Annotated in this window: 23 protein-coding genes; 10 read left to right on the plus strand and 13 right to left on the minus strand. The window is 47.4% G+C overall.

Annotated elements, in window-relative coordinates:
* The first annotated feature begins 143 nt into the window (after positions 1-143).
* Genes modA through modC form a run of 3 tightly spaced genes read left to right on the plus strand, consistent with a single transcriptional unit; the run spans position 144 to position 2,706 of the window.
* Positions 144-914, plus strand: a complete 771-nt coding sequence (modA, locus tag Q0882_RS01815; protein WP_299177189.1) for a molybdate ABC transporter substrate-binding protein — start codon at positions 144-146, stop codon at positions 912-914.
* Entirely contained in the window at positions 915-1,613 is a 699-nt protein-coding gene (gene modB, locus Q0882_RS01820) for a molybdate ABC transporter permease subunit (RefSeq protein ID WP_299177191.1), read from the plus strand.
* On the plus strand, positions 1,606-2,706 hold the full coding sequence (gene modC, locus Q0882_RS01825; RefSeq protein WP_299177193.1) for a molybdenum ABC transporter ATP-binding protein ModC: 1,101 nt from the start codon (positions 1,606-1,608) through the stop codon (positions 2,704-2,706). Before modB ends, modC begins: the two co-directional genes overlap by 8 nt.
* 65 nt (positions 2,707-2,771) lie before the next feature.
* On the opposite strand, the gene Q0882_RS01830 is transcribed toward modC, so the two are convergent.
* A complete protein-coding gene (locus Q0882_RS01830) occupies positions 2,772-3,014 on the minus strand; it encodes a hypothetical protein (RefSeq protein ID WP_299177195.1) in 243 nt (80 codons plus the stop codon).
* Positions 3,015-3,174: 160 nt separating this feature from the next.
* On the minus strand, positions 3,175-3,708 hold the full coding sequence (locus Q0882_RS01835) for a DinB family protein (protein ID WP_299177198.1): 534 nt from the start codon (positions 3,706-3,708) through the stop codon (positions 3,175-3,177).
* Between the two features lie 152 nt (positions 3,709-3,860).
* On the opposite strand from Q0882_RS01835, the gene Q0882_RS01840 reads away from it, so the two are divergent.
* Positions 3,861-5,111: a glycosyltransferase gene (locus Q0882_RS01840; RefSeq protein WP_299177200.1), complete on the plus strand. Its 1,251-nt coding sequence runs from the start codon at positions 3,861-3,863 to the stop codon at positions 5,109-5,111.
* A gap of 72 nt (positions 5,112-5,183) precedes the next feature.
* On the plus strand, positions 5,184-6,326 hold the full coding sequence (gene chrA / locus Q0882_RS01845; RefSeq protein ID WP_299177203.1) for a chromate efflux transporter: 1,143 nt from the start codon (positions 5,184-5,186) through the stop codon (positions 6,324-6,326).
* A 65-nt stretch (positions 6,327-6,391) separates the two neighbouring features.
* On the opposite strand, the gene gorA is transcribed toward chrA, so the two are convergent.
* Positions 6,392-7,750: a glutathione-disulfide reductase gene (gorA, locus tag Q0882_RS01850; protein WP_299177206.1), complete on the minus strand. Its 1,359-nt coding sequence runs from the start codon at positions 7,748-7,750 to the stop codon at positions 6,392-6,394.
* Between the two features lie 175 nt (positions 7,751-7,925).
* On the opposite strand from gorA, the gene xthA reads away from it, so the two are divergent.
* On the plus strand, positions 7,926-8,741 hold the full coding sequence (xthA, locus tag Q0882_RS01855; protein ID WP_299177209.1) for an exodeoxyribonuclease III: 816 nt from the start codon (positions 7,926-7,928) through the stop codon (positions 8,739-8,741).
* Positions 8,742-8,774: 33 nt separating this feature from the next.
* On the opposite strand, the gene Q0882_RS01860 is transcribed toward xthA, so the two are convergent.
* Both Q0882_RS01860 and Q0882_RS01865 read right to left on the minus strand, forming a co-directional pair.
* Positions 8,775-10,601, minus strand: coding sequence for a sensor domain-containing diguanylate cyclase (locus Q0882_RS01860; protein WP_299177212.1), 1,827 nt, complete (start codon positions 10,599-10,601; stop codon positions 8,775-8,777).
* 1 nt (position 10,602) lies between these two features.
* Complete coding sequence (locus Q0882_RS01865; protein ID WP_299177215.1) at positions 10,603-11,784, minus strand: substrate-binding protein; 1,182 nt, start codon at positions 11,782-11,784, stop codon at positions 10,603-10,605.
* A 210-nt stretch (positions 11,785-11,994) separates the two neighbouring features.
* Between Q0882_RS01865 and Q0882_RS01870 the strand changes: the two genes are divergently transcribed.
* Complete coding sequence (locus Q0882_RS01870) at positions 11,995-13,239, plus strand: DEAD/DEAH box helicase (RefSeq protein ID WP_299177217.1); 1,245 nt, start codon at positions 11,995-11,997, stop codon at positions 13,237-13,239.
* 25 nt (positions 13,240-13,264) lie between these two features.
* On the opposite strand, the gene Q0882_RS01875 is transcribed toward Q0882_RS01870, so the two are convergent.
* The 4 genes from Q0882_RS01875 to Q0882_RS01890 all read right to left on the minus strand — a co-directional run bounded on the left by Q0882_RS01875 (position 13,265) and on the right by Q0882_RS01890 (position 16,215).
* Complete coding sequence (locus Q0882_RS01875; RefSeq protein ID WP_299177219.1) at positions 13,265-13,498, minus strand: thioredoxin family protein; 234 nt, start codon at positions 13,496-13,498, stop codon at positions 13,265-13,267.
* A 17-nt stretch (positions 13,499-13,515) separates the two neighbouring features.
* Positions 13,516-14,505: a permease gene (locus Q0882_RS01880; RefSeq protein ID WP_299177222.1), complete on the minus strand. Its 990-nt coding sequence runs from the start codon at positions 14,503-14,505 to the stop codon at positions 13,516-13,518.
* Between the two features lie 94 nt (positions 14,506-14,599).
* Complete coding sequence (locus tag Q0882_RS01885) at positions 14,600-15,205, minus strand: LysE family translocator (RefSeq protein ID WP_299177225.1); 606 nt, start codon at positions 15,203-15,205, stop codon at positions 14,600-14,602.
* 98 nt (positions 15,206-15,303) lie between these two features.
* On the minus strand, positions 15,304-16,215 hold the full coding sequence (locus Q0882_RS01890) for a LysR family transcriptional regulator (RefSeq protein ID WP_299177228.1): 912 nt from the start codon (positions 16,213-16,215) through the stop codon (positions 15,304-15,306).
* 235 nt (positions 16,216-16,450) lie between these two features.
* On the opposite strand from Q0882_RS01890, the gene Q0882_RS01895 reads away from it, so the two are divergent.
* Positions 16,451-17,068 (plus strand): LysE family translocator, encoded by a 618-nt coding sequence (locus Q0882_RS01895; protein WP_299177231.1) that lies wholly within the window; start codon positions 16,451-16,453, stop codon positions 17,066-17,068.
* Positions 17,069-17,108: 40 nt separating this feature from the next.
* Here the strand turns inward: Q0882_RS01895 and Q0882_RS01900 are convergent, their stop codons facing one another.
* A complete protein-coding gene (locus Q0882_RS01900) occupies positions 17,109-18,038 on the minus strand; it encodes a universal stress protein (RefSeq protein WP_299177234.1) in 930 nt (309 codons plus the stop codon).
* A 210-nt stretch (positions 18,039-18,248) separates the two neighbouring features.
* Here Q0882_RS01900 and Q0882_RS01905 point away from each other — a divergent pair, with 210 nt between their 5' ends.
* On the plus strand, positions 18,249-18,665 hold the full coding sequence (locus Q0882_RS01905; RefSeq protein WP_299177237.1) for a DUF2892 domain-containing protein: 417 nt from the start codon (positions 18,249-18,251) through the stop codon (positions 18,663-18,665).
* A gap of 180 nt (positions 18,666-18,845) precedes the next feature.
* On the plus strand, positions 18,846-20,126 hold the full coding sequence (locus Q0882_RS01910) for a GGDEF domain-containing protein (RefSeq protein ID WP_299177240.1): 1,281 nt from the start codon (positions 18,846-18,848) through the stop codon (positions 20,124-20,126).
* A gap of 8 nt (positions 20,127-20,134) precedes the next feature.
* Here Q0882_RS01910 and Q0882_RS01915 read toward each other — a convergent pair whose 3' ends face one another.
* The 3 genes from Q0882_RS01915 to Q0882_RS01925 are packed head-to-tail and all read right to left on the minus strand — an operon-like array spanning position 20,135 to position 24,799.
* Positions 20,135-21,436 (minus strand): hypothetical protein, encoded by a 1,302-nt coding sequence (locus Q0882_RS01915; RefSeq protein ID WP_299177243.1) that lies wholly within the window; start codon positions 21,434-21,436, stop codon positions 20,135-20,137.
* Positions 21,436-22,248, minus strand: a complete 813-nt coding sequence (locus Q0882_RS01920; RefSeq protein WP_299177245.1) for an outer membrane lipoprotein-sorting protein — start codon at positions 22,246-22,248, stop codon at positions 21,436-21,438. The genes Q0882_RS01915 and Q0882_RS01920 overlap by 1 nt, the downstream gene beginning before the upstream one ends.
* The gene (locus tag Q0882_RS01925; protein ID WP_299177248.1) at positions 22,241-24,799 is read right to left on the minus strand and encodes an MMPL family transporter; all 2,559 of its coding nucleotides are present in this window, start codon (positions 24,797-24,799) and stop codon (positions 22,241-22,243) included. Before Q0882_RS01925 ends, Q0882_RS01920 begins: the two co-directional genes overlap by 8 nt.
* Between the last annotated feature and the right edge of the window lie 127 nt (positions 24,800-24,926).

The raw sequence follows: 24,926 nt of genomic DNA on the forward strand, positions 1-24,926 counted from the left end.
TCTATAACAGATAAAAAACCATCCTCAGCGACAATAGATGGATCGGAAAATTTTCCTTCCTAGAATAATTCAACCATATCTTATATAAAGGGATTAACTAAGCAGCCAACGCCTGTGCTGCCCGCAAAGATATTGGCCAATCGATGAATTTGAAATTCCTGCTGTTCACTGTGCTGATGTTAAGCCACTCAGCCTTTGCAAAGGAGACGGTGACAATTTTCGCAGCCGCTTCTCTGACCTCTCCGCTTCAGGAGATTGCTCATCAGATTGAAAAAACTTCACCGGTAAAAATAATTCTCTCTTTTGCCTCCTCCTCCACACTGGCCAGACAGATAACACAAGGCGCCCCAGCAGATCTGTATCTATCCGCTAACTCTCGCTGGGTAGATTACCTGGAGAAAGATGCTCACCTGCAGCCCGCCAGCCGAAAGGCGCTACTCAAAAACCGGCTCGTAATCGCCTCCCAGAGAGAATCAGCTATACCGTACTTCGAATTCAGCCCTGCGCTGGTTCTTAGCAACCTCCCGGAATTCAGTGGCCGTATCGCTGTAGGCGATCCACAGCACGTCCCTGTTGGTATTTATGCAAAAGAAGCATTAGAAAAGGTAAACCTCTGGCACAGCTGGAAAGATAAACTGGCTCCCACCAATAGCGCACGCTCTGCACTCGCGCTCACTGAGCGAGGTGAAACCCTTCTGGGAATTCACTATTACACTGATGTCAGCCAGAACCCTAAACTTAAAGTACTTAGTCAGATCCCATCCACTCTGCATAGCCCAATTATCTATGAGGTTGCGATGCTCAACAGATCAACACACAATGCTGTTTCATCGGTATACCATTATCTATTCAGCCAGGAAGCTGCCAGCGTATTTGAACGTTTTGGCTTTACTACATCGGGATATAAGAAATAGATGTATTTAACAGAGTATGAATGGTCCGCCTTACTGCTTAGCTTGAAGGTTTCTCTGACCGCAATAGTTATCAGCCTGCCTGTAGCCATTTTAGTGGCCTGGCTTCTGGCCCGGAAACACTTTACAGGTAAATCGCTGCTAGATGGTATCGTTCACCTCCCCCTGGTTCTTCCGCCGGTCGTCATCGGCTATCTTCTGCTCATCGGCTTTGGTCGTCAGGGGTGGATCGGAAAACCACTGTTTGAGCTGACCGGTTTTAGTTTTAGTTTCAGTTGGCAGGGCGCTGCATTGGCTGCAGCGGTAGTCGCTTTTCCCTTAATGGTCAGAGCGATCCGCCAGGGTATTGAAGCGGTCGACACCAGACTAGAACTTGCAGCCCGTACGCTCGGCGCTTCACCTCTAAAGGTCTTTCTGACAATTACGTTGCCTCTAACGCTACCTGGAATACTATCTGGTACTGTTTTGGGGTTTGCCCGAGCATTAGGCGAGTTTGGAGCCACCATTACCTTTGTATCCAATATCCCAGAAATCACCCGAACGATTCCACTGGCAATGTACGCCTTTATCGAAACCCCTGGTGCAGAAGCTCAGGCGGCCCGACTCTGTATTATCGCTATCACAATTGCCCTGATTTCGTTACTTGCATCTGAGTGGTTAACCCGTAAAACGATCCGGAAACTGGGGGGCGATCATGCTTGAAGTCGCGCTTCACTCACAGTTAGGCGAACTGGATCTTCGCTGTAGATTTCAGTCGCCCAACAATGGAATTACGGTTGTTTTCGGTCGTTCAGGTTCTGGAAAGACCAGCTTAATCAATATGGTTGCGGGACTGTTGAAACCGGATTTGGGTAGGATAACGCTTGATAATGAAACATTGACTGATACGGCCCAGAAAATACATATCCCGCCCGAAAAGAGAGAGATAGGGTACGTTTTCCAGGAGGCTCGACTGTTCCCTCATTACACAGTCAAAGGAAATCTTTGTTACAGCGCCAAAGCCTCATGCTCGACATCAGAATTTCAAAAGATAATCTCAATGCTAGACATCGCACCACTACTGAACCGTTACCCTCCATCACTATCGGGTGGTGAACGCCAACGTGTTGCCATAGGACGGGCCCTGCTATCAAAGCCTCGACTGTTGCTGATGGATGAACCTTTGGCTTCCCTGGACCTCCCCCGAAAAAAAGAACTACTACCCTATCTGGCTCAGCTATCCAAACAAGTTGAGATCCCAATACTGTACGTTACTCATAGCCTCGAAGAGATTGTGCAGCTAGCAGATTATATGCTGTTGCTGGATGAGGGGAAGATCATTGAGTCAGGTAGTGTTGAGAAGGTTTGGAGCTCTGACGCGATGAAACCCTGGCTGGAGGGCGACGCTCGTAGCTCCCTGCTAACCGCAACTCTGGATCATCATCACACCAGCTACCCTATGTCTTGTGTAAGTCTCTCTAACGATATCAAGCTTTGGATCAGGCAGCTCTCTCTCGCACCTGAACAAACAGTCCGGATCCGCATACATGCGAATGATGTCTCTATTATTCGGGAAAAACCCAATGGTAGCAGTATTCGTAACATACTACCTGCCCAGATCAAACAGATACATGTGGGGGGTGATCATCAAGCGGAAGTCGAGTTACAGATAGGTAAGTTTTCAGTTTGGTCGCATATCACCAAATGGGCCGTTGATGAGCTCAGGCTAAAAACCGGTGAGCACGTATATGCACAGATTAAGGGAATCAGTGTGACTCAGGATGATTGGAGCAGTGTTTCTGCTGATGCGAATTAGGGAGGATAGGGGTAACGGGCAAGATAAGAGGCTGCACATAGGCATGTACAGCCTGTAACCATCAGTTACGCTATCTGTGCGGCTTCCTGACGACGTGCATAAGCAGCGCCAACACGGCAACCGTATACACCCACTTCACCCTTCCAGCGCATCCAAGTAAGGAACTGGCCTACAGCCTCAACAGCCTGACTCAGTACTGACTCTTTGATATCAGCGCTTTGATCAAATGCGCCCATTGCCTGAAGTTCTTCAGCAATACGGCGGTCATCATTTGCCACACCTGTAAAATTCATACCATTCAAGTTCATGCTTAGTGCCTCTCAAGCGTTTCAAACTAGACTTAAGTATACCCACCCTTGCTGCGCCGCACAATATTTAACCAGCATATTCCTGCAGAAAACACCTTCAAAATCCCTATTGATAGGCTCCCCTGCCCGGCAGATGAGGGATGTATCACCAACAACAATTTCACGCTTCCGGTATGACTGCCAAAAGGTCCGTAACAGCCAATTCCACACCGAGCTGATTGAGTAAAACGGTCACCTGCCCGCGGTGATGAGTCTGATGATTAAAGAGGTGCTGCAGGAGATATCCGAATCGTTTTTCAAACTTATTGCCCTGCATATTACAGTAGGTGATTGGATAACTGAGATCATAGATCTCCATCTCGTCACACAGCTCAATGAGGGTCAGATCTATCTGATACCGGGTATCCTGAAGCGCTTCCAGATCGTCATAGAGGACTGTGGTTAACGTCTTGGGGGATTCCATCGCCCTGACCACGTTGAGAGAATCAAACCCACTTGGATGAGCAGAGAAACGCTTCAGCCAGATGATATCTCCGACCAGAATATGGTTTAACGTACCGATGACCGAGCCAAAAAATGCACCACGGTCCTCTACCAGATCACTCTTATCCAATTCGTTGGCCGCGTCAAATACACTTTCATTCATCCATTGGTTATATCGCGCCATTAGTTCAAATTGGTCTTTCAATGTCATACCGCCTCCTTAATCAGCCTCATGACCAGCTAGCTCCCTGCGCCTTCGGATCATTGAGTCGGAGTCATTTAATCAGGCAAAGATGACAACTTGTATATTATTCAGGAGTTATAGGTAAAATATCGCGTTCGCAGTTAATTATGGTCTCTTCTATGCTATCAGTTCTGGTTATTGGCTATGTCTGGCCTGAGCCCAATTCATCAGCGGCGGGTAGCCATATGCTCTCCTTACTACGTCTGTTCCGGGCACAAAACTGGCAAGTCACTTTCGCCAGCCCAGCCCAGAAAACCGAGCATATGACCGATCTGGCCAACGAAGGAATAGAGAGTCAAAACATCGCGTTAAACGACAGCAGTTTTGACCGCTTTATTACAGAACTCACTCCCGATATCGTCATGTTTGACCGCTTTATGATGGAGGAGCAGTTCGGTTGGCGGGTCGAGAAAAACTGCCCTGACGCACTGCGTATTCTGGATACAGAGGATCTCCAATGTTTGCGTCATGCACGCCATCAGGCTGTAAAACAGAACCGGGAAGTTGAATTATCTGACCTCTTCTCAGACCTGGCTAAACGTGAAATTGCTGCCATTTTCCGTTCTGACCTGTCACTGATCATCTCCAGCTACGAGATGTCACTCCTGCAGCAACAGTTCGCTCTTCCATCTACGTTGATCTACCACCTCCCGTTTATGCTGGACCTCCCATCGCTACCCGTCGATCAACCATCCTTTGAGCAGCGCAAGCATATGGTGATGATAGGAAACTTCAGACACGCTCCTAACTGGGATTCCGTTTTGCAGATGCAGCGACTCTGGCCATCGATCAAACAGCAACTAAAAGCTATGGGAGAAGAGGATGTCGAACTGCATATCTATGGCGCTTACCCCCCTCCTAAAGCGACAGCCCTGCACAACCCCAAAACAGGCTTTCAGATAAAAGGATGGGCTGACAGCGCCTATGACGTTCTGAAAAATGCTCGACTCTGTCTCTCACCATTGAGGTTTGGTGCTGGAATTAAGGGAAAACTACTGGACGCCATGGTTTGCAAAACCCCGAGTATCACCTCCCCTATTGGAGCAGAAGGGATGAGCCCCGATCATGAATGGCCGGGTGAGATTGCAGAATCCGATGAAGCATTCATTGAACTCACCGCTTCGCTCTACTGTGACCCGGATCGGTGGCATGCCAAACAGGCTTTAGCTTCTCCCATTCTTTCTCACTATTATGATGGTGAAAAAAACGGAAATACTCTGGTCGAACACATTTTACAACTGCGTGCCCGCTTATCGGAACACCGCCTGAATAACTTTACGGGCGCGATGCTTTGCCATCATACGATGAAAAGCACACAGTATATGTCTCAGTGGATAGAAGCTAAAAATAAACTACCACCTCAAACCTAGCATCGTCATGCAGAGGTCATCTTCCTGCCCTATTCTGCTAACCTATTTCAGATGAGGGCATAGGATCACAAGATGAAGCAGGTATTCGAGATTTTCTGGCGTTTTCTCCTACTGGGCTTAACCAGTTTTGGGGGACCTGCTGCTCACCTGGGCTACTTTCAGAAAACGTTTGTACAGGAGCTGAGATGGATTGATCAGGAAGCATATGCCCGTCTGATCGCTCTTAGTCAGTTCCTACCGGGACCGGGCTCCAGTCAGGTCGGATTTGCCTTAGGGCTGCGTAAGGCAGGCATCGGAGGTGGGGTCGCCGCCTTTTTGGGTTTCACTCTCCCTTCGTTTACTCTTCTCTATCTTCTTGCGGTCACCAGCGCCTCTATAGAGCATCCTACTGTTAACGGTATTATTCAGGGCTTAAAGCTACTGGCTGTGATTGTCGTGGCCGATGCTACCCTGAATATGTCCCGTAATTTTTGTCAGGAGAATAAAACTCTTATTATCGCGATCGCGACCGCTGTCGCCATGCTACTGTTTCCTTACTTGTGGGTGCAGATGCTTCTCCTTCTGCTGGCCGCTGTTGTGGGTATAGGGTTCAGCTCTCGCGCACATCAGGTAGCAACCTCTTCTGAGGCACCCGCCAAACTTCCGCTGTTTCTTTTTCTCGCACTCTTCCTGCTACTCCCTCTGCTATCAACTAGCAGCGAGTGGCTCTCGCTTTTCAACTCGTTCTACCACTCAGGTAGTCTAGTGTTTGGTGGAGGACATGTCGTACTTCCTCTGTTACAACAGACATTGGGGGATTCCGTTGATGCTGACCGCTTCCTTCTGGGATACGCGGCTGCCCAGGCGATTCCCGGGCCTATGTTTACCTTGGCAACGTTTCTGGGCGCCGAGGTCATGGAGGATGCAGCTCTGGCAGGAGCCCTGATTGCGACTCTGGGAATATTCCTACCGGGATTTCTGCTCGTACTCAGTCTCCAGTCAGCGTGGGAGTCATGGGCCTCACAACCCAAAATTTCAGCGGCCGCCCAAGGTCTCAATGCTGCTGTGGTAGGCTTATTACTTTCCGCCCTCTACCAGCCAGTATTTTCCAGCGCTGTGAACTCCAGCCTGGATATGGCGTTGGTGATCGCAGGCTTTATCGCACTCCAGCGATTTAAACTCCCTGTTCTGATACTTGTACTACTTTTTACCCTCACAGGTGGGTTACTACTCTAGCGTCCATCAGAACTTGTGCGGATAAAAAAACCCGCACAAGGCGGGTTTCGGATTCACAGAAATGGTTAACTGGCAACAGGCTCACGCATGGTGACAAACTCCTCTGCTGCCGTTGGGTGGATTCCGATGGTGCTATCAAAGACCTCTTTCGTTGCACCCGCTTTCAGAGCAATACCGATACCCTGAATAATCTCACCGGCATCCGGTCCGACCATATGCACTCCAAGCACTTTCCGGCTTTGCGCATCCACCAGCATCTTCATGAAGGTTCTTTCCTCGCTGCCACTGAGTGTATGTTTCATCGCTCTGAACTCTGACTTGTACACCTCGATATCGGCATACTGCTCTCGGGCCTGCTCTTCACTCAGTCCCACAGTCCCGATATTGGGTTGGCAGAATACCGCTGTGGGTATCAGATCATAGTCCACTTTCTGATTAGCCCCGGCGTACAGGTTCCGTACCAATGCCATCCCTTCAGCTAAAGCCACCGGTGTCAGCTGCACCCTATCGATCACATCTCCAACCGCATAGACTGAAGGGACATTTGTCTGGAACTGATCATTCACAATGATCGCCCCATTTTTTGCTTGCTCAATTCCCAGCGCTTCCAGCCCTAATCCTTCTACTTTGGGGTTTCGACCCGTTGCATACATCACCAGGTCAGTTTCCAACACAGTTCCATCTGTCATCTGAACCTGGAAACTACCATCGGCCTGCTTTTCTATCGACTCCACATTATTGTTGAACTGAAGATCTACACCCTTCTTTGCAACCTCCTGCGCGGTGAACTCCCGAATCTCCTTATCAAATCCACGCAGGAACAGATCTCCCCGGTAAGCCAAGGTTGTTTGTGCACCTAAGCCTGCAAAAATGCCGGCAAACTCCACTGCGATATATCCCCCCCCTACGACCAGTGCCCGTTTTGGGAACTCATCCAGGTAGAACACCTCATTGGAACTGATGATATGCTCTTTACCCGGTATTTCAGGGATATTAGGCCAGCCACCAACAGCGACCAGTATACGTTCAGCGCTATATTGTTTTGAGCCCACTGCAACTGTATGCGAATCAACCAGCGTTGCACGGCCATCAATCAGCTCGCAACCGGAGTTCACCAGAAGGTTCTTATAGATACCATTCAGGCGTTCAATCTCCTTAGTTTTGTTATCTCGTAAAGTCTTCCAATCGAATTCAACACCTGAACTGGTTAAACCAAAGCCTGCCGCTTCTTCAAAACTCTCTGCATAATGAGATGCATATACAAACAGTTTTTTGGGGACACATCCGACATTGACACAGGTGCCGCCTAGATATCTGTCTTCTGCAATACCAACCTTTACACCCATGGCTGCAGCCATTCTTGCAGCGCGGACACCACCCGATCCTGCGCCAATTACAAACAGATCAAAATCATACTCCGCCACAGCCGGCTCCTTATGTTTGTGTTTTATCTTAAACCCGCACTCTACTTAACCTTTTCTATGGGGGCCAATTGATAAAGTTAAACTGATTCATAGTATTTACTAATCCATTAAGAGTACCCAACGCTCGGATTGTTCACTAGAATTCATTTTTATTTTTGATCCGGGCTCCGACGATATGAAACTGATTTGCTTTAATGTTAATGGGCTGCGCTCCCGCCTCCACCAACTTCAAGCGGTGATCGACAAATACCAACCGGATGTGATCGGACTTCAGGAAACCAAGGTGCATGACGAAGCCTTCCCGGTTGCGGATGTTGAAGCGATGGGCTATCACGTCGAGTATCACGGCCAGAAAGGTCATTATGGTGTTTGCCTTATTTCGAAGAAGCCTCTTAAAAATATTCAGAAAGGCTTCCCTACTGATAATGACGATGCACAACGCCGTATGATCATGGGTGACTATGAAACAGACTCGGGTCTTTCCATCAGGGTACTCAACGGCTATTTCCCGCAGGGGGAAAATATTGAGCATGAAGTGAAGTTTCCGGCGAAACGTAAATACTATGCTGATCTGCAGAACTATCTGGAAAACGCCTGTACACCTGAACAACATCTGGTACTGATGGGTGACCTGAACATATCACCAACAGACAAAGATATTGGTATTGGTGAACCCAATCGCAAACGCTGGCTCAAAACAGGCAAGGCGAGCTTCCAACCTGAGGAGCGTGAGTGGTATGAAAAACTGACGGGGTGGGGCCTAACTGACAGTTTCCGCTTTTTGAATCCTGAAGAGGAGCAAACCTTTAGCTGGTTTGACTATCGATCAAGAGGGTTTGAGGCGGAGCCAAAGCGCGGTTTAAGAATTGATGGCATTTTGCTGACCCCCTCCCTTCTTGAAAACTGCAAGGATGCAGGTGTGGACTACGAACTAAGGGCTATGGAAAAACCATCTGACCACGCGCCTATCTGGACCGAAATCGATATCTAAACGGACTGTACAATCTGGCGTTCACGGGCGGAATCAGCTTTCCACGCGATTTCGTCCCGCCTGTTTCGCCATGTAGAGCTTTTCATCAGCTCGGGATAGGGCTGTTTCAAATGATTCGTCGTGTAGCCACTGGCTCACACCGATACTGATTGTGATCTGCAGCTCTGGTAAGCCTATTTCATCAAAAGCCATCGCCTCTACGGAGCTTCGAATCCGTTCTGCTATATCAATTGCCTGAGCCTCATTGGAATCTATGAGTAGGAGTGCAAACTCCTCTCCACCGATCCGTCCGAGCTTATCTTCAACCCGCAACAGCATCTCAATAGAACGGCAGAGTTTAACCAGCGCCTGATCTCCAACCTTATGCCCAAACTGATCATTAACCTGCTTAAAGTGGTCCAGATCTACCATCAAAATGGTAATATCAGTGCCTCCCTCACGTATGGCACGCTGGTGCTCCTCGAAAGCAGTAGAGAAAAACGCCCGACGATTCATCACACCCGTTAAAAAATCTTGTGTTGCCAGTGCAGTGAGCTGCCGCTCCTTACTTTTTATCGAGATGGCCATCTCCTCAAAGGTTTGAAACAGCTCCCCAATTTCATCAGTGCGTGCTTTAAAATCACTCTCCTGGTACTCCCCCGCTGCGAGTAATGCGGTTTGCTTGCGCAACGCTACAATTGGACTGGCAATGTGGTTTGAGAGATAGAGAATCAATCCGAAAGAGATAACTACCAATAACAAACTCCATAACAACACTTTCACCAGCAACCAGTCGCAAAGATCTTTTAATTCCTTTTTAGAGATAAACACAACCAATTGAACACCAGGCTTAGGTTTAGGCCACAATGCTTCATCAATACGATGATCATCATCCAAATGCAGATGGGATACCGGTGTAATCTGCTGTGAGCGCTCAATAAGACGGCTAGCAACCATTCCACCGTACTTCATCGACAGTGCTGGCAAATAAAATTCTTGCATCACCCCCACCTTCATTGGCTCTTCAGCGATCCAGCGTACTGGGATCAGAAGCTGACCTGTACCGTTATCTATAAGTGTCACATCTATCTCAGCGAAACCATTCGAATGCAGATTTTGTTTCATTATAAAAAGCAGATCCTCCAGCTGAGTTTTATCCAAATAGGCGGTGTAGTAGCCCAGCAACTCGGCATTGCACCCAAGTATCGGTTTGGAGAAGAGCAATGTACTCCCAGAAAAGGGTAAACCAAGTTTCTTGGCATTATCAGCCTCACTCAAAGAGATCACCGGATAGGGGGAATTGAGTACTTCCTTCATATCAAAAAGCTGCTGCTGTGCCATCCGAAAGCGATGTGAATTCACCTCCCCTCTGCTCGCCATGGCGTTCAGTTCAGACAATTTCTGCTGCTCCGATGCTTTGAGTTGAGGAAGATATCGATACCACTCATCATAGCGATAACGCAGCTCTGCCAAACTATCAGCAGATAGTAGACGCTCACCCTCCACCTCCTGCCTTAAAACAAAGCGATTGCTGCTGTTTGACGACAACTCCACATGAGTGGTCCGACCCTGGTTATCAGACAGAATCATGGCGGAGAAACCTGAGGTGTAGCGCAGTGCCCATAATGCACGCTCCGAGGCTGACTCCTCAACACGATCACACCGACTCATTGCAGCACTGATTTGCTTAAATTCCCGATCGCGCGTATCTATAAAGTAATTGAGTTCACGCTCTCCAACCGATACGGCAAGCAACAGAGATTGCTTAAAATGATCAATAATCAGCCGTTCATGCGCCTTATAATAACCATGCGCCAGCACAAGAATGGCAACAATCAGCGGCATCATCCATGCTGATATTTTACCTCTGAGAGACCACACCTCAGTGCCCAACTCTTTGATCAGACGGCCGGATCGTCCCAAGGGGTTTTATGACATTCAGGCTTTTTTGATTGAATTGTCCCAAAAACATGGGCAGGTCAAAGTGATGATCCTCTCTTAGAGCGACTGTCTCTTGACCGCTATAGAGCTTCAACCCCTGGAGTGCCGAGGCAGCCTGCTCCCGATCAAGGCTCCCCGCTTTTTCAATTGCGGATTTAAGTAAATAGATCAGATCATAATGTGATTTGCTGGAATAGGTGACCGAGACCTGCTCTCCGAACCTCTCCTGATATTGCGCTACAAACCGCTGAAAAGCTGGGCTTTGCCAACTACTGATAAAATGCAGCGCCGTGTAAACCCCATCCAGGGCCTCCGAAGGCACTGCTTTCAGATAGGATTCATCGGCTGCAAACGCAAATGTGGTCAAAGGTCTACCAAAGGAAAACTTCGACATCTGCGTGAGAAAATTAAACCCATCATTCCCTGGTAATATCAGTAACAGATTTCTGGCGCCTGATGCTTCGATACGTTGAAAGACAGGCGTGTAATCTTTTACTGCAAAAGGGGTAAATTCAATCCCTGAAACAACTCCACCTACTTTCTCCACCTCGCTGAGAATACGATCTGACATCTTATGAGGCCAGATATAGTCATAACCGAAGATATAAAAACTCCCCCCATAATTGTCATTAAGATAGGGGATAATCGGAGACACATAGTGCTCTGGAATTGTGCTGTAACAGATCAGGTAACGATTGTAATGCTCACCTTCATAATCGATACCGTAGAGTTGAGGGACTTTATGCTGCGCTGCTACCTCACTCATAGCGTAACGAGCAGAGCTACTCACAGGGCCTAAAAGCGCAAAGACATTTTCTATCTGAATCAATTCACGGCTATATCTCACCGCTTCTGCTGGGATGGTTTCATTATCGCGAACAACCAGTTCAAGAGGATAGCCGCCAAGAACACCTCCCTCCGCATTGATCTTTTCAACGGCCAGTTGAGCGCCCTTTAACCCCTGCTCACCATAGATTTGAAAAGCACCGGATAGAGGCAACACTACACCCACCCGGATAGGAGGTTTATCAGAGGAACAGCTCAGTAAGAGGGGTAGACATAAAAGGACAGCAAAGAGCTTCAAGAAAAGAGACAACAGCCCACCTCTATCAAATAAGGACACATCCTGTGAACGTAATTCCTTACTCTCTCTAATATAACAACTATTCAAGAATTATATACTGTCACTTTGGGTAGTTTAGGAGCAGGTATACCGAATAAAACAGACTGAACCGCTACCACACTCTCTGCTTTCAACTATATCCAGCACACCTGCCCGGAAAAACTCTGATAGAATCGCAACTTCTGTTTTGCTATCGAGCATTTTCACACCATGTCGTTTTCTTCGCTAGGCCTGTCCGATTCAATCAATAAAGCTCTTCTGGAACTGGAATATCACACGCCTACCGCTATTCAGGCAGAGGCGATTCCTTCTGTTTTACAGGGGAGAGATCTGTTGGCAGCCGCTGAAACTGGCTCGGGGAAAACGGCTGCTTTTGCACTACCACTGCTGGAACAATTAGCAGCTGAACACCCACCACAAGGTAATCTCGTTTCCGCTTTAGTATTAGTCCCAACCCGGGAACTCGCCTCACAGGTGGAGGAAGCATTTAGAATGTACGCTCGCCATCTACCTAGAAAAGTGAAAACGTTAGCGATCTATGGTGGTGTTTCAATCAATACTCAGATGCAGGCGATGCGCGGAGGACGTGACATTGTTGTAGCAACGCCCGGACGTCTGATCGATCTTATGGAACGTAATGCGGTTGATCTTCGTGCTGTTCGCACTCTGGTTTTGGATGAAGCGGATCGTATGCTTGATCTCGGATTCGCTGATGAACTGGACGAGATACTCGATGAGTTGCCTATAAAGAGGCAAAACCTTTTATTTTCAGCCACGTTCCCACAAGCGGTGACCTCTCTCACGCAAGCACTGCTAACCGATCCGGTTAAAATTGAGATAAAGCAGACGCGTCAAATCCCTGAAAGCCTGATTCAACGAGCTATTGAAGTTGATCGGAGCAACCGGACAATGCTGCTGAAACATCTTTTGCAAAATAATAGCTGGTCACAAGTACTCGTCTTTACGGCCAGTAAACGGACTGCAAATAATGTTGAGATGAAGCTGTACCGTGCAAACATTGATGCCCAAACGCTTCATGGGGATCTCACACAGACAGAACGGACTCAGGCACTCAAAGACTTTAAATCTGGCCGCTGTCGAATCCTGATCGCTACAGATCTGGCTGCCCGAGGCATCGATATTCCCAATATGCCCTGCGTCATCAACTATGATCTGCCGCGTTCTACCGCTGATTATGTTCATAGAGTCGGGCGCACGGCACGGGCGGGAGAGACTGGAGAAGCACTCTCTTTTGTCGATCATGAGAGCGATGCGCACTTCAAACTGATAGAAAAAAGAACCGCTCAAACGATTTCAAGGGAGCAGATCACAGGGTTTGAGCGTGCCAAAGATCCTCCGCAGGGGTTAACAGCTCAAAAAGGCAAAGCTCCTGTCAAAGGCAAGCGTAAAAGCAAAAAAGATAAACTGCGTGAGGCTGCCGCTAGAAAAGCCTGAGCGAAAGCCTCCCACAAATGCATGATTAACTGATCCAGGCCGTAATCTCATCTCTTGATGGAATGCGGCCACTGTGTACCAGCGTCCCATCAATGACGACGGCGGGTGTGCTCATCACACCATAGTTCATCATCACTTCCGGACTAGCCTCTTTGGTTATCTGAACATCAACACCCAGTTCACTGGAAATTTTTTCGATCACTTCAGCGGTTTTAATACATTTGGCACAACCACTGCCCAATACGATAATTTGCTTCATTAATTTGATCCTAAGCTCTAAGAGAAAGAGAACACATTAAACAACCAACCCACCACAGTAAAAGAACACAGCAGCATGACAAAGATCGTAGCCAACAATCGCCACTGCATCACCTGCTTGAGTAGTATAAATTCAGGAAAACTGGCTGCAACGGTGCTCATGCAAAATGCCAGTGTGGTTCCTACCGGTAGCCCTTTTGTAATGAGGCTCTCCATTACAGGGATCACCCCAGTGGCATTTGAGTAGAGTGGAATGCCCATCAAGACTGCGGCAGGGACTGACCACCACTGGCCATCACCTAAGTTGCTCTCAAACCACCCTTCAGGAACAAATCCATGAAGTAAAGCACCAAGACCCACCCCGATAAAGACCCACTTCCACACTCTAAGGAAGATATCCTGTGTCTCGGTTTTAGCAAACCGGTGTCGCTCTTCCAGATTAAGAGCTTGCCTATCCCCTCCTGAAGATGTTGAAACTCTTCCCTGAGCAGATTGATAGGCTTTTGCGGCAAAAGCCTGAAGCCACCGTTCAGCATGGATCAGATCTAGAAATACCCCGCCCAACATGCCTACTGCAATCCCTATCGCAATGTACATGAGGGTAAATTCCCATCCCAACAGGCTAAGTAATAACAGAATGGCAACTTCATTAATTAAAGGAGAGGTGAGCAGAAAAGCCATCGTAATTCCAACCGGAATCCCTGCTGAGGTAAAACCCAGAAAGACAGGAATGCTGGAGCAGGAACAAAAGGGCGTAATCGCCCCAAATAGGGAGCCCAACAGATAACCGATACTACGATGCTTACCGGATAGATAATCCCGGACACGCTCCACATTCAACGATGCACGCACCCAGGCCACCACGTAGATCATAACGATCAGTAGAGCAAAGATTTTTGTTGTATCTTCAACAAAAAAATGGAGCGAACTCCCCCAACGGCTTTCAGGAGAGAGACTCAGAAGGTCATAGATGAGCAGATCAGCAAAGGTTGTAAAATATTCGAACATTGGACTCTCCCTCTGAAACTGATCTTCACCTCATACGATAATAGATCCAAGCTCCATTAGAAATGTCGAATGTTGATAATCACCTGTAAACTTGTCATAGCGCAATTCGAAGTGCCAGACCGATCATCACGACACCGCTCACACGATCAAGTTCTTTTGATCTGTTTTGCAGGATCTTTAGCAATCGTCCCTGGGTAATCATAATAGCGATCCAAGAGAACCAGATCAGGTCGATTAAAACAACGGTCGATAGTAGGATCAGTTGATCCACAAGCGTTTGATCAGCAGATAGAAACTGTGAAAACAGAGCGATGAAGAACAGTGCCAATTTAGGATTCATCAGTGAAATAAGAGCGCCATCACTGACCGCTGAAAGGTAAGAACCCACCTGCTCTTCGCTAAAGGAGTGAATTCCACCCATAGAACGTAGAGCTTTGATCCCTAACCAAGCGAGATACACCGCGCCACTGTATGTAATCACCTGATAAAGGGTAGGGTGTTCCGCAACGACCACGCCCAGCCCCCAGAGCGTTAATACCGCCCAGAGCGCGACCCCCGTAGAATGGCTCATAGCGGTAACAACTCCATGCTTTCTGCCATTGCCAAGTGACTGCCGCAAAACAACGGCCAGACTCGGCCCAGGGGAGATGGTCCCGAGAAAACAGACCAAAACAAATGACAGCCAAAGGCTCAGTGACATTGTTGATACCTCTCATTGAACAATGAAACCATTGTAGAGAGCAGATCAACATTCTAGAAATGCAATTTATTTATCATCATCATGATTTAAAGTCATACCTAATCTTCGAGGAACATATCCTCTTTCAGCAGATCAGCAATCATCTCTCTTAACCAGGTGTGGGCGGGGTCCTGATCATGCATAGCGTGCCAGCAGAGATGATATTGGTTCTTGGGAATATTATTCAGTGGTAGGGGTTGATAGGTCAGCCTGAAATGGCGTAACGCATTCTGAGCGATATGGTAGGGAAGTATCATCAGTAGCGGATTATTCACCAGCACCTGAAATGCAGCTGAAAAAAACGGCACCTCGAACTGGATTCTGCGTTTCAACCCCAGACCTTCCAACTCCCGATCAAAAAATGAGTCTTTATCCCCACCACTGTTCAAGCGCAGAAAAGAGTACTCCAGCATAGATTCCAGAGAAAGCGGAGCATTAGCCAGAGGATGATCGGCAGCCATCAGGCAGACAGGACTATCCTCACCGATATAAACACTCTGAAGATTATCCGGCAGTTGATCAGCGGTCGTTGATGCAAGATCCAAAGGTAGCTGCCCCATCTGATACAACCAGTCAGGCCGCCACATTTCAAACCCAATATCGATACCTGGAGCCCTTGCATTAAGCTGTTCAAGTACTCGGGGGAAGATAAACTGAGCAACATGATCCGTAGAGGCAAAGCTGAAACGACGCTGACATTGCAGGGGGTCAAACTGACCTCCCTCATTCAGAGCCTCTATCTCCACAAGAATAGCCTGTATCTTTGGTAACAACTGTTTCGCTTTTGCGCTGAGTAGATTCTCACTCCCTTCACGAATCAGCAATGGATCAGAAAAATGATCCCTCAACTGGCCTAACTGACGACTCATCGCCGATTGTGTCAGACAGAGCCGATCTGCTGCGCGTGTTACATTTCTCTCTTCCAACATAATCACGAGAGCACGTAGCAGATTAAGATTGAGACGATTCATTGAAGCCTCCTACCAAAATGAAAGCGAATCATAATGCAAGACCTGCCAACAACGAAACGGGGGAACTACGCTTTCCCTCTCTGAGCCATCATCTGTAACGCTATAAATGCAGTACAGTTGTAAAACAGCATATCTGTACTGCAAATAATATCTTTTCCTGAATCTGTAATGATAAATAGAAAACACAGATACTGTCGCTGTGTCTGAAAATCACCTTAAAATCAGGAGTACACTGATGGAGATCTATCTCGCAATTCTTGTGTTCGCGGTGTCTTCAACGATTACACCAGGGCCAAATAACATCATGATTCTGACCTCAGGTTTGAATTTCGGTATTAAGCGTAGTCTTCCACATCTACTTGGTATCTGTATCGGATTTCCATTGATGGTGGCAGCGGTGGGTATGGGTTTCAGTCAGGTTTTTGAACGTTTTCCTATCATTCATGAACTGATCAAAGTATTGGGTGTGGCCTATCTGCTCTATCTCGCCTGGCTGATGGCTCGCTCCTCCACACAACAGCTGGAATCCGGACGTAATACCAACCCACTCACATTTATTCAGGCCGCTCTGTTTCAATGGGTTAACCCTAAAGCCTGGGTGATGGCGAGTGGTGCAGTTGCGGCTTACACCACTCAGAGTACAGATATGTTACTGCAAGTGATTGTTATCAGTTTGTCATTCTTTGTTGTAGCCTTTCCCTGCGTCGGAGTATGGCTGTTTTTTGGATCAGCCCTCAAACGCATCCTTCAGAGATCCGCCTACCAACGTTTGTTTAACCTGAGCATGGCCTTGTTGCTGGTCGTATCCGTCCTTCCGGTTATTATGGAGATCAGTGATATCCACCTAATTTGACTCCCTCAACCGACAGAGTAAAGTTCAGTCTGATCTCGCTTTACTCTGTCACCGGACACACAAACCCTGGGCTTTTTACCAGCATCACATCACAATCAACATGATCTACAACGTATTCCATCGTACTGCCTACCAGAAGGCTATCGAATACGCTACGAGCTACAGCACCCATCGCAATAATATCAATTCCATTATTTGCTGCGTAATTGCTGATCGTAAGATCAGTTTCCCCTTTGATGATTTCCACCATCGGGGAATCTGTACTCAATCCAAACTCACCAAGCAGTTGGTTGCAGCGCTGGAAATGATCTTTTTCAACACGATCCTGAAGAGCCTCATAATCGGTAACCAGGTGCTCATCAAAAATCGCCTCATGGGGAAGAGCGTTATAACAGTGTAAAACCCGCAGTTCACAAACACCTTCACGGGTAAAAGTGTTGGTCCATTTCAGTAAAGCCCGATCAAGTTCTGATTCTTTGTCGTTTGAATGAAGAGGATCAATACATGCCACCACTCGCGGATGCTCTGACCAATCACGTTCTTTAACAAAAAGGACTGGTTTCGGGCACTTCCTCGCCAGTTGCCAATCGACAGGGGCAAAGAGGTAATGACCGATTCGGCTGTGAGGTTGCACCGAATGCAGAACCAGATCCGGTTCAAAACGGAGCACCTTACGTACGACCCCTTCAGCAATATGACGCTCCCAGGCGACATCAACCCCTACCTCAATATTTTGTTGTTGGAGAGTCTGAGCCAGCCGCTCCAGCTTTGCTTCCATCTGACGAATATAGGCATGCTCTGCCTTTTGCTCTTCCGCTTTATCGAATACATAACCATGCTTTATCGCTCGGTTGTAACAGCAACAAAATAACTCAACGTAAGCCGAGTACTGCTGCGCAAGCCGTGCCACTTTATCCATAAGGCTCGAGGTATTATGCTTAAAATCGATATTAACAAGGATTTTGTCCATCACTTCTCTCTTATATCTGTCACAGCACTCACTAGATTCTGGACAGTAAATCCCCAGTTAGCCAGCCACGCCCCTCTCTCTTCTTATAATAATTTCATAGCGTGCTATGCATACATATAAAAAAAGAAGATAAACCTTGGCTTTATATTAGATATAACTTATATATAATATAGCTCATAGATAATTTGAAAAGCATACTTGGGAGAGTTTATGTCTATTAATGCTGCATTACGCCTGATGGCTGGTACCGTTATATTGGCCAGTCTGGCTTTAGGTACTTATATGCACCCTAACTGGTTCTATCTGACAGGATTTGTGGGCTTTAACCTACTTCAGTCAGGCTTCACCAGCTGGTGTCCTGCCGTCTTTATTTTCCAGAAGCTTGGACTCAAAGCAGAGAGCTGCAACTGTGAGGGGATGACGATCCATCAGGGTGTGCATATCATTGCGGGTTCTGTTGTACTAGTAACCGTAATCCCTGTTATTTTGGCTCTTACACCAGTCTCCTTGTTATATATCACCGCTGTTATCGGTGTCAGCTTGGCACAATCTGCTTTTACCGGCTGGTGCCCTGCCATGACGATCGCATCAATGCTGGGTTTCAAGAAAACAGAAGTAACCGCGTAACACTATTTATCTCGTAGCGGCTTCATCCGCTCAGCTATAAACCCTTTCTCCGGGGTGTAACACCCAATATCCGCCTTGAGCCGGGCTGAAATGCCCGGTTTTTTTCTTGCCTTAGAGCAGTGTTTTTCTGTAGGTTAACGATACAATTAGCAGTTTTTCTGACCCGGTTAACTTATCGAGATGCTCCTCCGAACTGCAGGCCTTGTTCTTCCCTCTCTAATTCTGCTTTGCGGTGCAGGCTTTTTGTTGCCGATCACAGCTCAGCTAAGCGCTGAATATCAACAAATTCTGACTCTGCTCCCCTATCCATTAGCACTACTCGTTGCCCTGCTAGGCTACGGTTTCAATCGTAGCCGTATTGTTTTGGCGGCATTGAATCTCACGGGTGCTTACTGGCTGATTCAAAACGGATTACAGACCAGCCTGAATCAACCCGATGCTTTTGTACTCTTCAGCATGATCTCTCTCCTACTGCCTTTTCACCTGGCCTTTATCGCACTTTATAAAGAGAGAGGACTTCTCACACCAGTAGGCCTTATTCGAATCTCGATCATTCTGTTCAGTTATGGCGCTCTCTACACCATCTGGAATCAGGGTACTTTAGGGCTCTATCTGACAGATCTGCCAATGATGATGCTGGAGATGTTACTACATGAGTTCTATCTCAGCGAAGCAGCCGCCCTGGCTTTTTTCCTGGGCTTTTTACCCGTCATTCTCTCTTTTATATTAAGAAAAACATACACAGATGCCGCCCTCCTAGCAGCGTTGATTTCTGCATTTATTATGCTGAGCTGGTTCAACCGCCCGATGATCTCAGCACTGTTTGTCTCTGCCAGCCTGATTGCACTTGGAATCTCCGTTGTTCAAAACTCATACAGGATGGCCTTTATTGATGAACTCACGGGTATTCCTGCCCGAAGAGCTCTACAGGACAAACTTTCCACTCTGGGCAAACGTTACACGTTGGCGATGTGCGATATCGATCATTTCAAAAAATTTAATGATACCTACGGACACGATGTAGGTGACCAAGTGCTAAAAATGGTCGCTGCAAAGCTCAATCAGGTGAACGGAAGCGGAAAGGCTTACCGTTATGGCGGAGAGGAGTTTACGCTGGTTTTTACGGGAAAATCAGAGGAGGAAGCGCTCCCCTATATTGAACAGTTACGTGAAACAATCGCCAATTATCCGATGCATATCCGTAACCCAAACCGTCCTGATGACAACGATCAAGGGCAAAAAATGCGGGCAAAAAATGATCAAAGTGAAGTCGTCAGCGTAACCATCAGTATCGGATTGTGTGAAAAAACGGCCGAGTTAACTGACCCACAGAGTGTTATTAAAAAGGCAGATGAAGCACTCTATGCCTCCAAAAAAGGGGGGCGTAACTGCTCAACGGCAGTTCATTTTAAGCCCAAACCCAAACCGAAAAGACGCGGTCAACGTCACGACTATGCATAAAACTGCCGCTAATAACTCCAGCGTAAGCGCGCATAGAGATTTGAAGCCTCTTCAAACTGACCAAAGAAAGTGTGAACCTGCTCTCCCCCAAAAATATTACCGCCGACGGTGAGACTCCACTCATCGTCAAACCGATACTTCATAGAGGGGCGGTGATAGTAATCCTGATCCGTAGGGGAGTAAAAGCTGAACCAGCTTAACACCAGATTATCCTGTAACAGACTGTAGGTCATCCGCACAGTCCAGAGCTCCCTTGTTTCATCTGGCCGGAAAGGTGAATCTCCATCATTAGCCGCTAATTCTGAGTAATCCATTAGCTGCTCGCGGTAGTACTGTAATCCCAGAGTGAGTTTGGGGGCGACCTCTTGTTCATAACCCAACAGAAAGCGTAACTGATCATTAGGAAGAAAAGGATCACTCCCTGAATCGTCCTCGCCTTCATACCACGCCAGTTCTGTATATCCGATACCATCAGCAATGTTTGTACGTAAACTAGCCCCCAGTGATCTCATCGGCGAGAAATAGGCCCGTCCGTATCTATTCAATGCATTGGGTTGTTTCCAAAACCCTTTGTAAGCGTAGATCGCCCACTCTGTATTGTGCCCAGACCACAGATCGTATGAACCGTAAAAGCGTGCCGCAAACTCTCCATTTTTCAGGTTTTCATCTGGAGATTCCGGCTCAAGTTTATATTGCGGCGCAGCTACCTGCTGTCCAACCAGTGGGGAGAAATAGGAGAAACGTTCACCCTCTATAAACCGGTCATGGGTAAACACCGGTGTCCAGACAACATCCAGATTGGCCCTTTCACCATAGTAAGACAGCTTTAAACTGGCAGAGGGCGCTTTCAGATACTCATCATCTCTTCCGGAAAAGAACGATTGCCAATCTTTTGCAAACAGATCATTCAAAAAAAGAAGGTCGCCTGTACCCCAGGTCAATACTTGCTGCCCAATGCGAAGATCTGCGTTCTGTCCCAATGAGATATCAGCCAGCGCTTCGCGGAGATTAACTTGCAGAGCATCATCAACACCATCTGCGTACAGATCCAATTTTGCACTTAGCCGGATATCTCCAACGTAGCGTTCAGATTCAAGGCGACCTCTTAATTCCGCTAACGTCAGATCATCATCCTCAAGTTGAGGATCAGTTTGAATCCGCCCACCCATACCGGCTTCAATAAAACCATGCAGCTCTATGGAGGACTCAGGTTCATCTCCCCAGCTGTCATCGCCCCAATCATCTGCCGCCGAGACTGTTGAGGAGAGGGCCATCAGGGCTAAAAGATGGAACACCACGTTATGCTGCATTATTTAGCTCTCCGCAACCATTCACGCGGTGGTTTACGCAGAGAGCGTTCAGTGAACAGCGACTGCTCCATACCCAGATCGTAGGCTTGGTGGCGGAATTCCAGCAGTGTTTCACCACCACTTCTGAGATCAGAGACGCGTGATTTAGTGACCGTTGTGTACCCCTGAATCTTCGTGCTTGCTAGCACTTCAACCCGTCGGTAGACCTCTCCACCTTCGTCATAGTACTCAATTTTCTCCGGAAGAAAGGTCACCTTGTTGATCCAGGCGTTGTATCGACTGAACTCAACTGAAGAGGGATCAAGCGGTGTATTTTCGACCACATAATACTGACCATCAGAGTCCAGCAACTGATGAGTATCTTCCTCAACACCGCGCCCGGAAACATCTTCATAAAAATAGTGGGCCCCGACAAAGCTGGTGCGTTTATCACCAGCTGAGATCCTTTTTACAAGATCCAGGCCAGGAAGATAGAGCCAGCGGTCATCATCACTACCCGGCTTTTTTGCTACCAGGAAAACGGTATTGCGGACATCAGCCGGCCGGCTGAATACCACCAGAAAATCCTGTTCTCCCCCCTCTTCACGATCTTTTCGCAAGATCGTGAACTGGCGCTTTTGCTCACGCCCCTGTGCATCTTTGATAAGCATCCGGGCTTCAGTTCGACCATCCTCACCTGCGTAATAAGCTGTCAGATTGGCTTTTGCAACAATCTCATTTGCATCCATCATCTCTTCAGCCTGCGCAGAGATCACTGTCAGAAACAGTAACCCCGTATAGATCCAGCAACCTAAGCGTTTTATCTTATGCATTTTCTCTCTCCTCTTTAGTCACTGAAAACAGCCGATCCTTATTCTTGATATTCTGCATCACTGCCGGTAGCAACACGACAGTCACGACAGCTGATATAGCCATAATCATCGCCAGAAAAAAACCGACGGTAATATAGGGCACCAGGGGTGCAAACAGTAATGGAGTAAATCCAACAGCAATGACTACAGCATTCCGGCTGATCGCTCTTGCCGGGCCCTGGTATACCTGAGCAACAGTTTCCGGCCAATCACCAGTGCTTCGGTAAATTTCACGACAACGCTCCAGAAAGTGAATCGCAAAGTCGACAGATAGTCCTAACGTTAGGGCCGACAGAACAGCAATAGGCATATCATAATCTTTTCCCACAAAGCCGATCAGACCATAGATAAACAGAATCGTTACAGACAGAGGCAACATCGCAAGTAGACCAATCTTCAGTGAGCGAAAGAGAATCAGCATCATCAGCGCCACCATAAAGAAAGCACTGATCAGGCTGTTTAACATCCCGCTTACCATCTGTTCCTGCCAGACAACATTGATATAAGTAAGGCCGGCCCAATTCATCTCAACATTATTCGGCAGTGGGTGCTCGTCAACATACTCAGATACTTGTGAGATCACCCTGCTCATCTCCTGATTATCACCGCTCTTCAGCTGCAACCAGATCGCTGTTGAATTGAAATCAGGTGTCGTCATATGCCAGAGGTCATTTGGGCGGTGAGATGACTGGAAGCTCAGAATCGTTTGTGCGGCTGCCGTTTGGGTAAGAGGTAAACGGTAGTGTTCATCTTCCCCACCCTGCAATTCACGGTAAACAGTTTTCAAGAGTGTCACCAGCGAGTTGCTTTTACCAATCTTCTCGGAGCTATCAAGAAACTGCTGCAGATCTTCCAGATAGGCCAAGCCTTCAGGTGATAGAAAATAGCGACTGCCTGCCTGAGCCTGCTCGACAATATCCAGCATCTGCATCCATACGGCCTCGTTTTCAGGATCATCATAAGCCGCGTCATCCAATGCGTTTGCAAGTAGATCTAAGTCGGGCTTACCGTTTTCAGCCCCTGCAACATTCAATAGCTGAGTTAACTCAGTCTGCAGATGAGAACTTCCTGCAAGCTCTGTAAGCGAACTGAACACCTCTCCGGTTGTCGTATTTTTATCGCTATGATCCAGCACCAGAAAGGCATCATATGTGCCAGAAAAATGCTGATTCATCACATCATCAGCCACCCTTAACCGATGATCCTCTTTAAACCAACGAACTGGATTATCGTTAATTTGGATGGTTGTCAGTCCGTAAACAGAGACAGCACTGATCATGATAAACATGACCACCAGTCCTTTTGACTGGGCGATCGAAAAGCGGCCTGTAGCTGCAAGAAACCGTCCCAGACGACCTGAAGCCTCTTCTGATATAGAGTGATCTTTCAACGCGGCCAAACGTGCAGGTGACAAGCTAACGATATAGGCAGGCACCAACGTAATTGTCAGGGCAAAGGCCAAAAAGATACCGAACGCCACATGCAAACCAAAAATCTGCACCGGGGGAATAGGGGTAAATGCTAAAGAGGCAAAACCGACGGCCGAGGTGATTGAGGTATATAGCATCGGCGTGAAAAGGTGACCGACCACCTCTCCAATAGCCTTATGAGGTTTCTCCCCCGGCTTATATCGATCAGAGAACTCTGACAATATATGTACTGAATCGACGACCGCTATCGGCATCAGGAAGATTGGGATCATCGAACTCATAATGTGAACGGTGTACCCCTGACCGATTAATAACCCCATGGTGATGATCACTGAAGCCATAGCCACCAGCATAGGTGCCGTAATCAGTAGTAAGGAACGGAAGAAAACCCACATCAGAACGAAAATCATCAAACCGGCCAGCGGGGCTGAGATCGCCATCTGAATGAACATCTCAACACCGAATGTATCTTCAGCTACGGGAAGCCCTGCCATATGGAACTGATTACCAGAGTTGGGGGCCGCCTGAACAAGCTCATCAATGACAAGTTGAATCTCATTCGAAAGGCGATAACTCTCCGATTTTGATTCTATCGGAATATAGATACCTGCGGCTTTGCCATCGCCTGAAACCAGCGTATTCTGAAGCAGAGGCAAACGCTCAACTGCTTGCCTGATGGAATCAGCCTGGAGTTGTGTTTCAGGTGCTGTGCGCATCATCCATTCAAATCTGATCGTACCTGCCTGTTCGGTGGACTGACTAATATTGTCCACTGTATTCAGTGCCATCAAATCCTGACGAATGACACCCTCCATCGACTGAATAGCCAACGAAAGCTTATGTAGATCCTGAAGGGTTTGCGGATTATAAATCCCCTGCTGGTGCTGTTTGTTAACCACACCGACAACGATCATATCGTACAGCGAAAAACGCTGTTTGACCTCGTCATGAAACACGCGATCTGCCTGGTCATGTGGCAGCATGTTCTCAGGATCGGTATCCACCTTGATGCTTGGAATCTGCAATCCTGCAAAAATAACAATAGCGAGAATAAGCAGAAAAACCTGTTTCGGTTTCTGCATTGAGCACTCTATTAACCAAGCTTTAAATCCCATCTTCAACCTCATTCGGATGCACTGGAGCAGTTTATTATTCGCAATTATATTAGACTACGCTAATATTACAATACTACTAAATTAGTAAATTGCG

Source organism: uncultured Neptuniibacter sp., from assembly GCF_947498015.1.
GTDB lineage: Bacteria > Pseudomonadota > Gammaproteobacteria > Pseudomonadales > Balneatricaceae > Neptuniibacter.

Bases quoted from the DNA above. Each gene is read 5' to 3' on its own strand.
- modA (WP_299177189.1), top strand. From the start codon at position 144: ATGAATTTGAAATTCCTGCTGTTCACTGTGCTGATGTTAAGCCACTCA.
- modB (WP_299177191.1), top strand. From the start codon at position 915: ATGTATTTAACAGAGTATGAATGGTCCGCCTTACTGCTTAGCTTGAAG.
- modC (WP_299177193.1), top strand. From the start codon at position 1,606: ATGCTTGAAGTCGCGCTTCACTCACAGTTAGGCGAACTGGATCTTCGC.
- Q0882_RS01830 (WP_299177195.1), bottom strand. From the start codon at position 3,014: ATGAACTTGAATGGTATGAATTTTACAGGTGTGGCAAATGATGACCGC.
- Q0882_RS01835 (WP_299177198.1), bottom strand. From the start codon at position 3,708: ATGACATTGAAAGACCAATTTGAACTAATGGCGCGATATAACCAATGG.
- Q0882_RS01840 (WP_299177200.1), top strand. From the start codon at position 3,861: ATGCTATCAGTTCTGGTTATTGGCTATGTCTGGCCTGAGCCCAATTCA.
- chrA (WP_299177203.1), top strand. From the start codon at position 5,184: ATGAAGCAGGTATTCGAGATTTTCTGGCGTTTTCTCCTACTGGGCTTA.
- xthA (WP_299177209.1), top strand. From the start codon at position 7,926: ATGAAACTGATTTGCTTTAATGTTAATGGGCTGCGCTCCCGCCTCCAC.
- Q0882_RS01870 (WP_299177217.1), top strand. From the start codon at position 11,995: ATGTCGTTTTCTTCGCTAGGCCTGTCCGATTCAATCAATAAAGCTCTT.
- Q0882_RS01875 (WP_299177219.1), bottom strand. From the start codon at position 13,498: ATGAAGCAAATTATCGTATTGGGCAGTGGTTGTGCCAAATGTATTAAA.
- Q0882_RS01880 (WP_299177222.1), bottom strand. From the start codon at position 14,505: ATGTTCGAATATTTTACAACCTTTGCTGATCTGCTCATCTATGACCTT.
- Q0882_RS01885 (WP_299177225.1), bottom strand. From the start codon at position 15,205: ATGTCACTGAGCCTTTGGCTGTCATTTGTTTTGGTCTGTTTTCTCGGG.
- Q0882_RS01890 (WP_299177228.1), bottom strand. From the start codon at position 16,215: ATGAATCGTCTCAATCTTAATCTGCTACGTGCTCTCGTGATTATGTTG.
- Q0882_RS01895 (WP_299177231.1), top strand. From the start codon at position 16,451: ATGGAGATCTATCTCGCAATTCTTGTGTTCGCGGTGTCTTCAACGATT.
- Q0882_RS01900 (WP_299177234.1), bottom strand. From the start codon at position 18,038: ATGGACAAAATCCTTGTTAATATCGATTTTAAGCATAATACCTCGAGC.
- Q0882_RS01905 (WP_299177237.1), top strand. From the start codon at position 18,249: ATGTCTATTAATGCTGCATTACGCCTGATGGCTGGTACCGTTATATTG.
- Q0882_RS01910 (WP_299177240.1), top strand. From the start codon at position 18,846: ATGCTCCTCCGAACTGCAGGCCTTGTTCTTCCCTCTCTAATTCTGCTT.
- Q0882_RS01915 (WP_299177243.1), bottom strand. From the start codon at position 21,436: ATGCAGCATAACGTGGTGTTCCATCTTTTAGCCCTGATGGCCCTCTCC.
- Q0882_RS01920 (WP_299177245.1), bottom strand. From the start codon at position 22,248: ATGCATAAGATAAAACGCTTAGGTTGCTGGATCTATACGGGGTTACTG.
- Q0882_RS01925 (WP_299177248.1), bottom strand. From the start codon at position 24,799: ATGCAGAAACCGAAACAGGTTTTTCTGCTTATTCTCGCTATTGTTATT.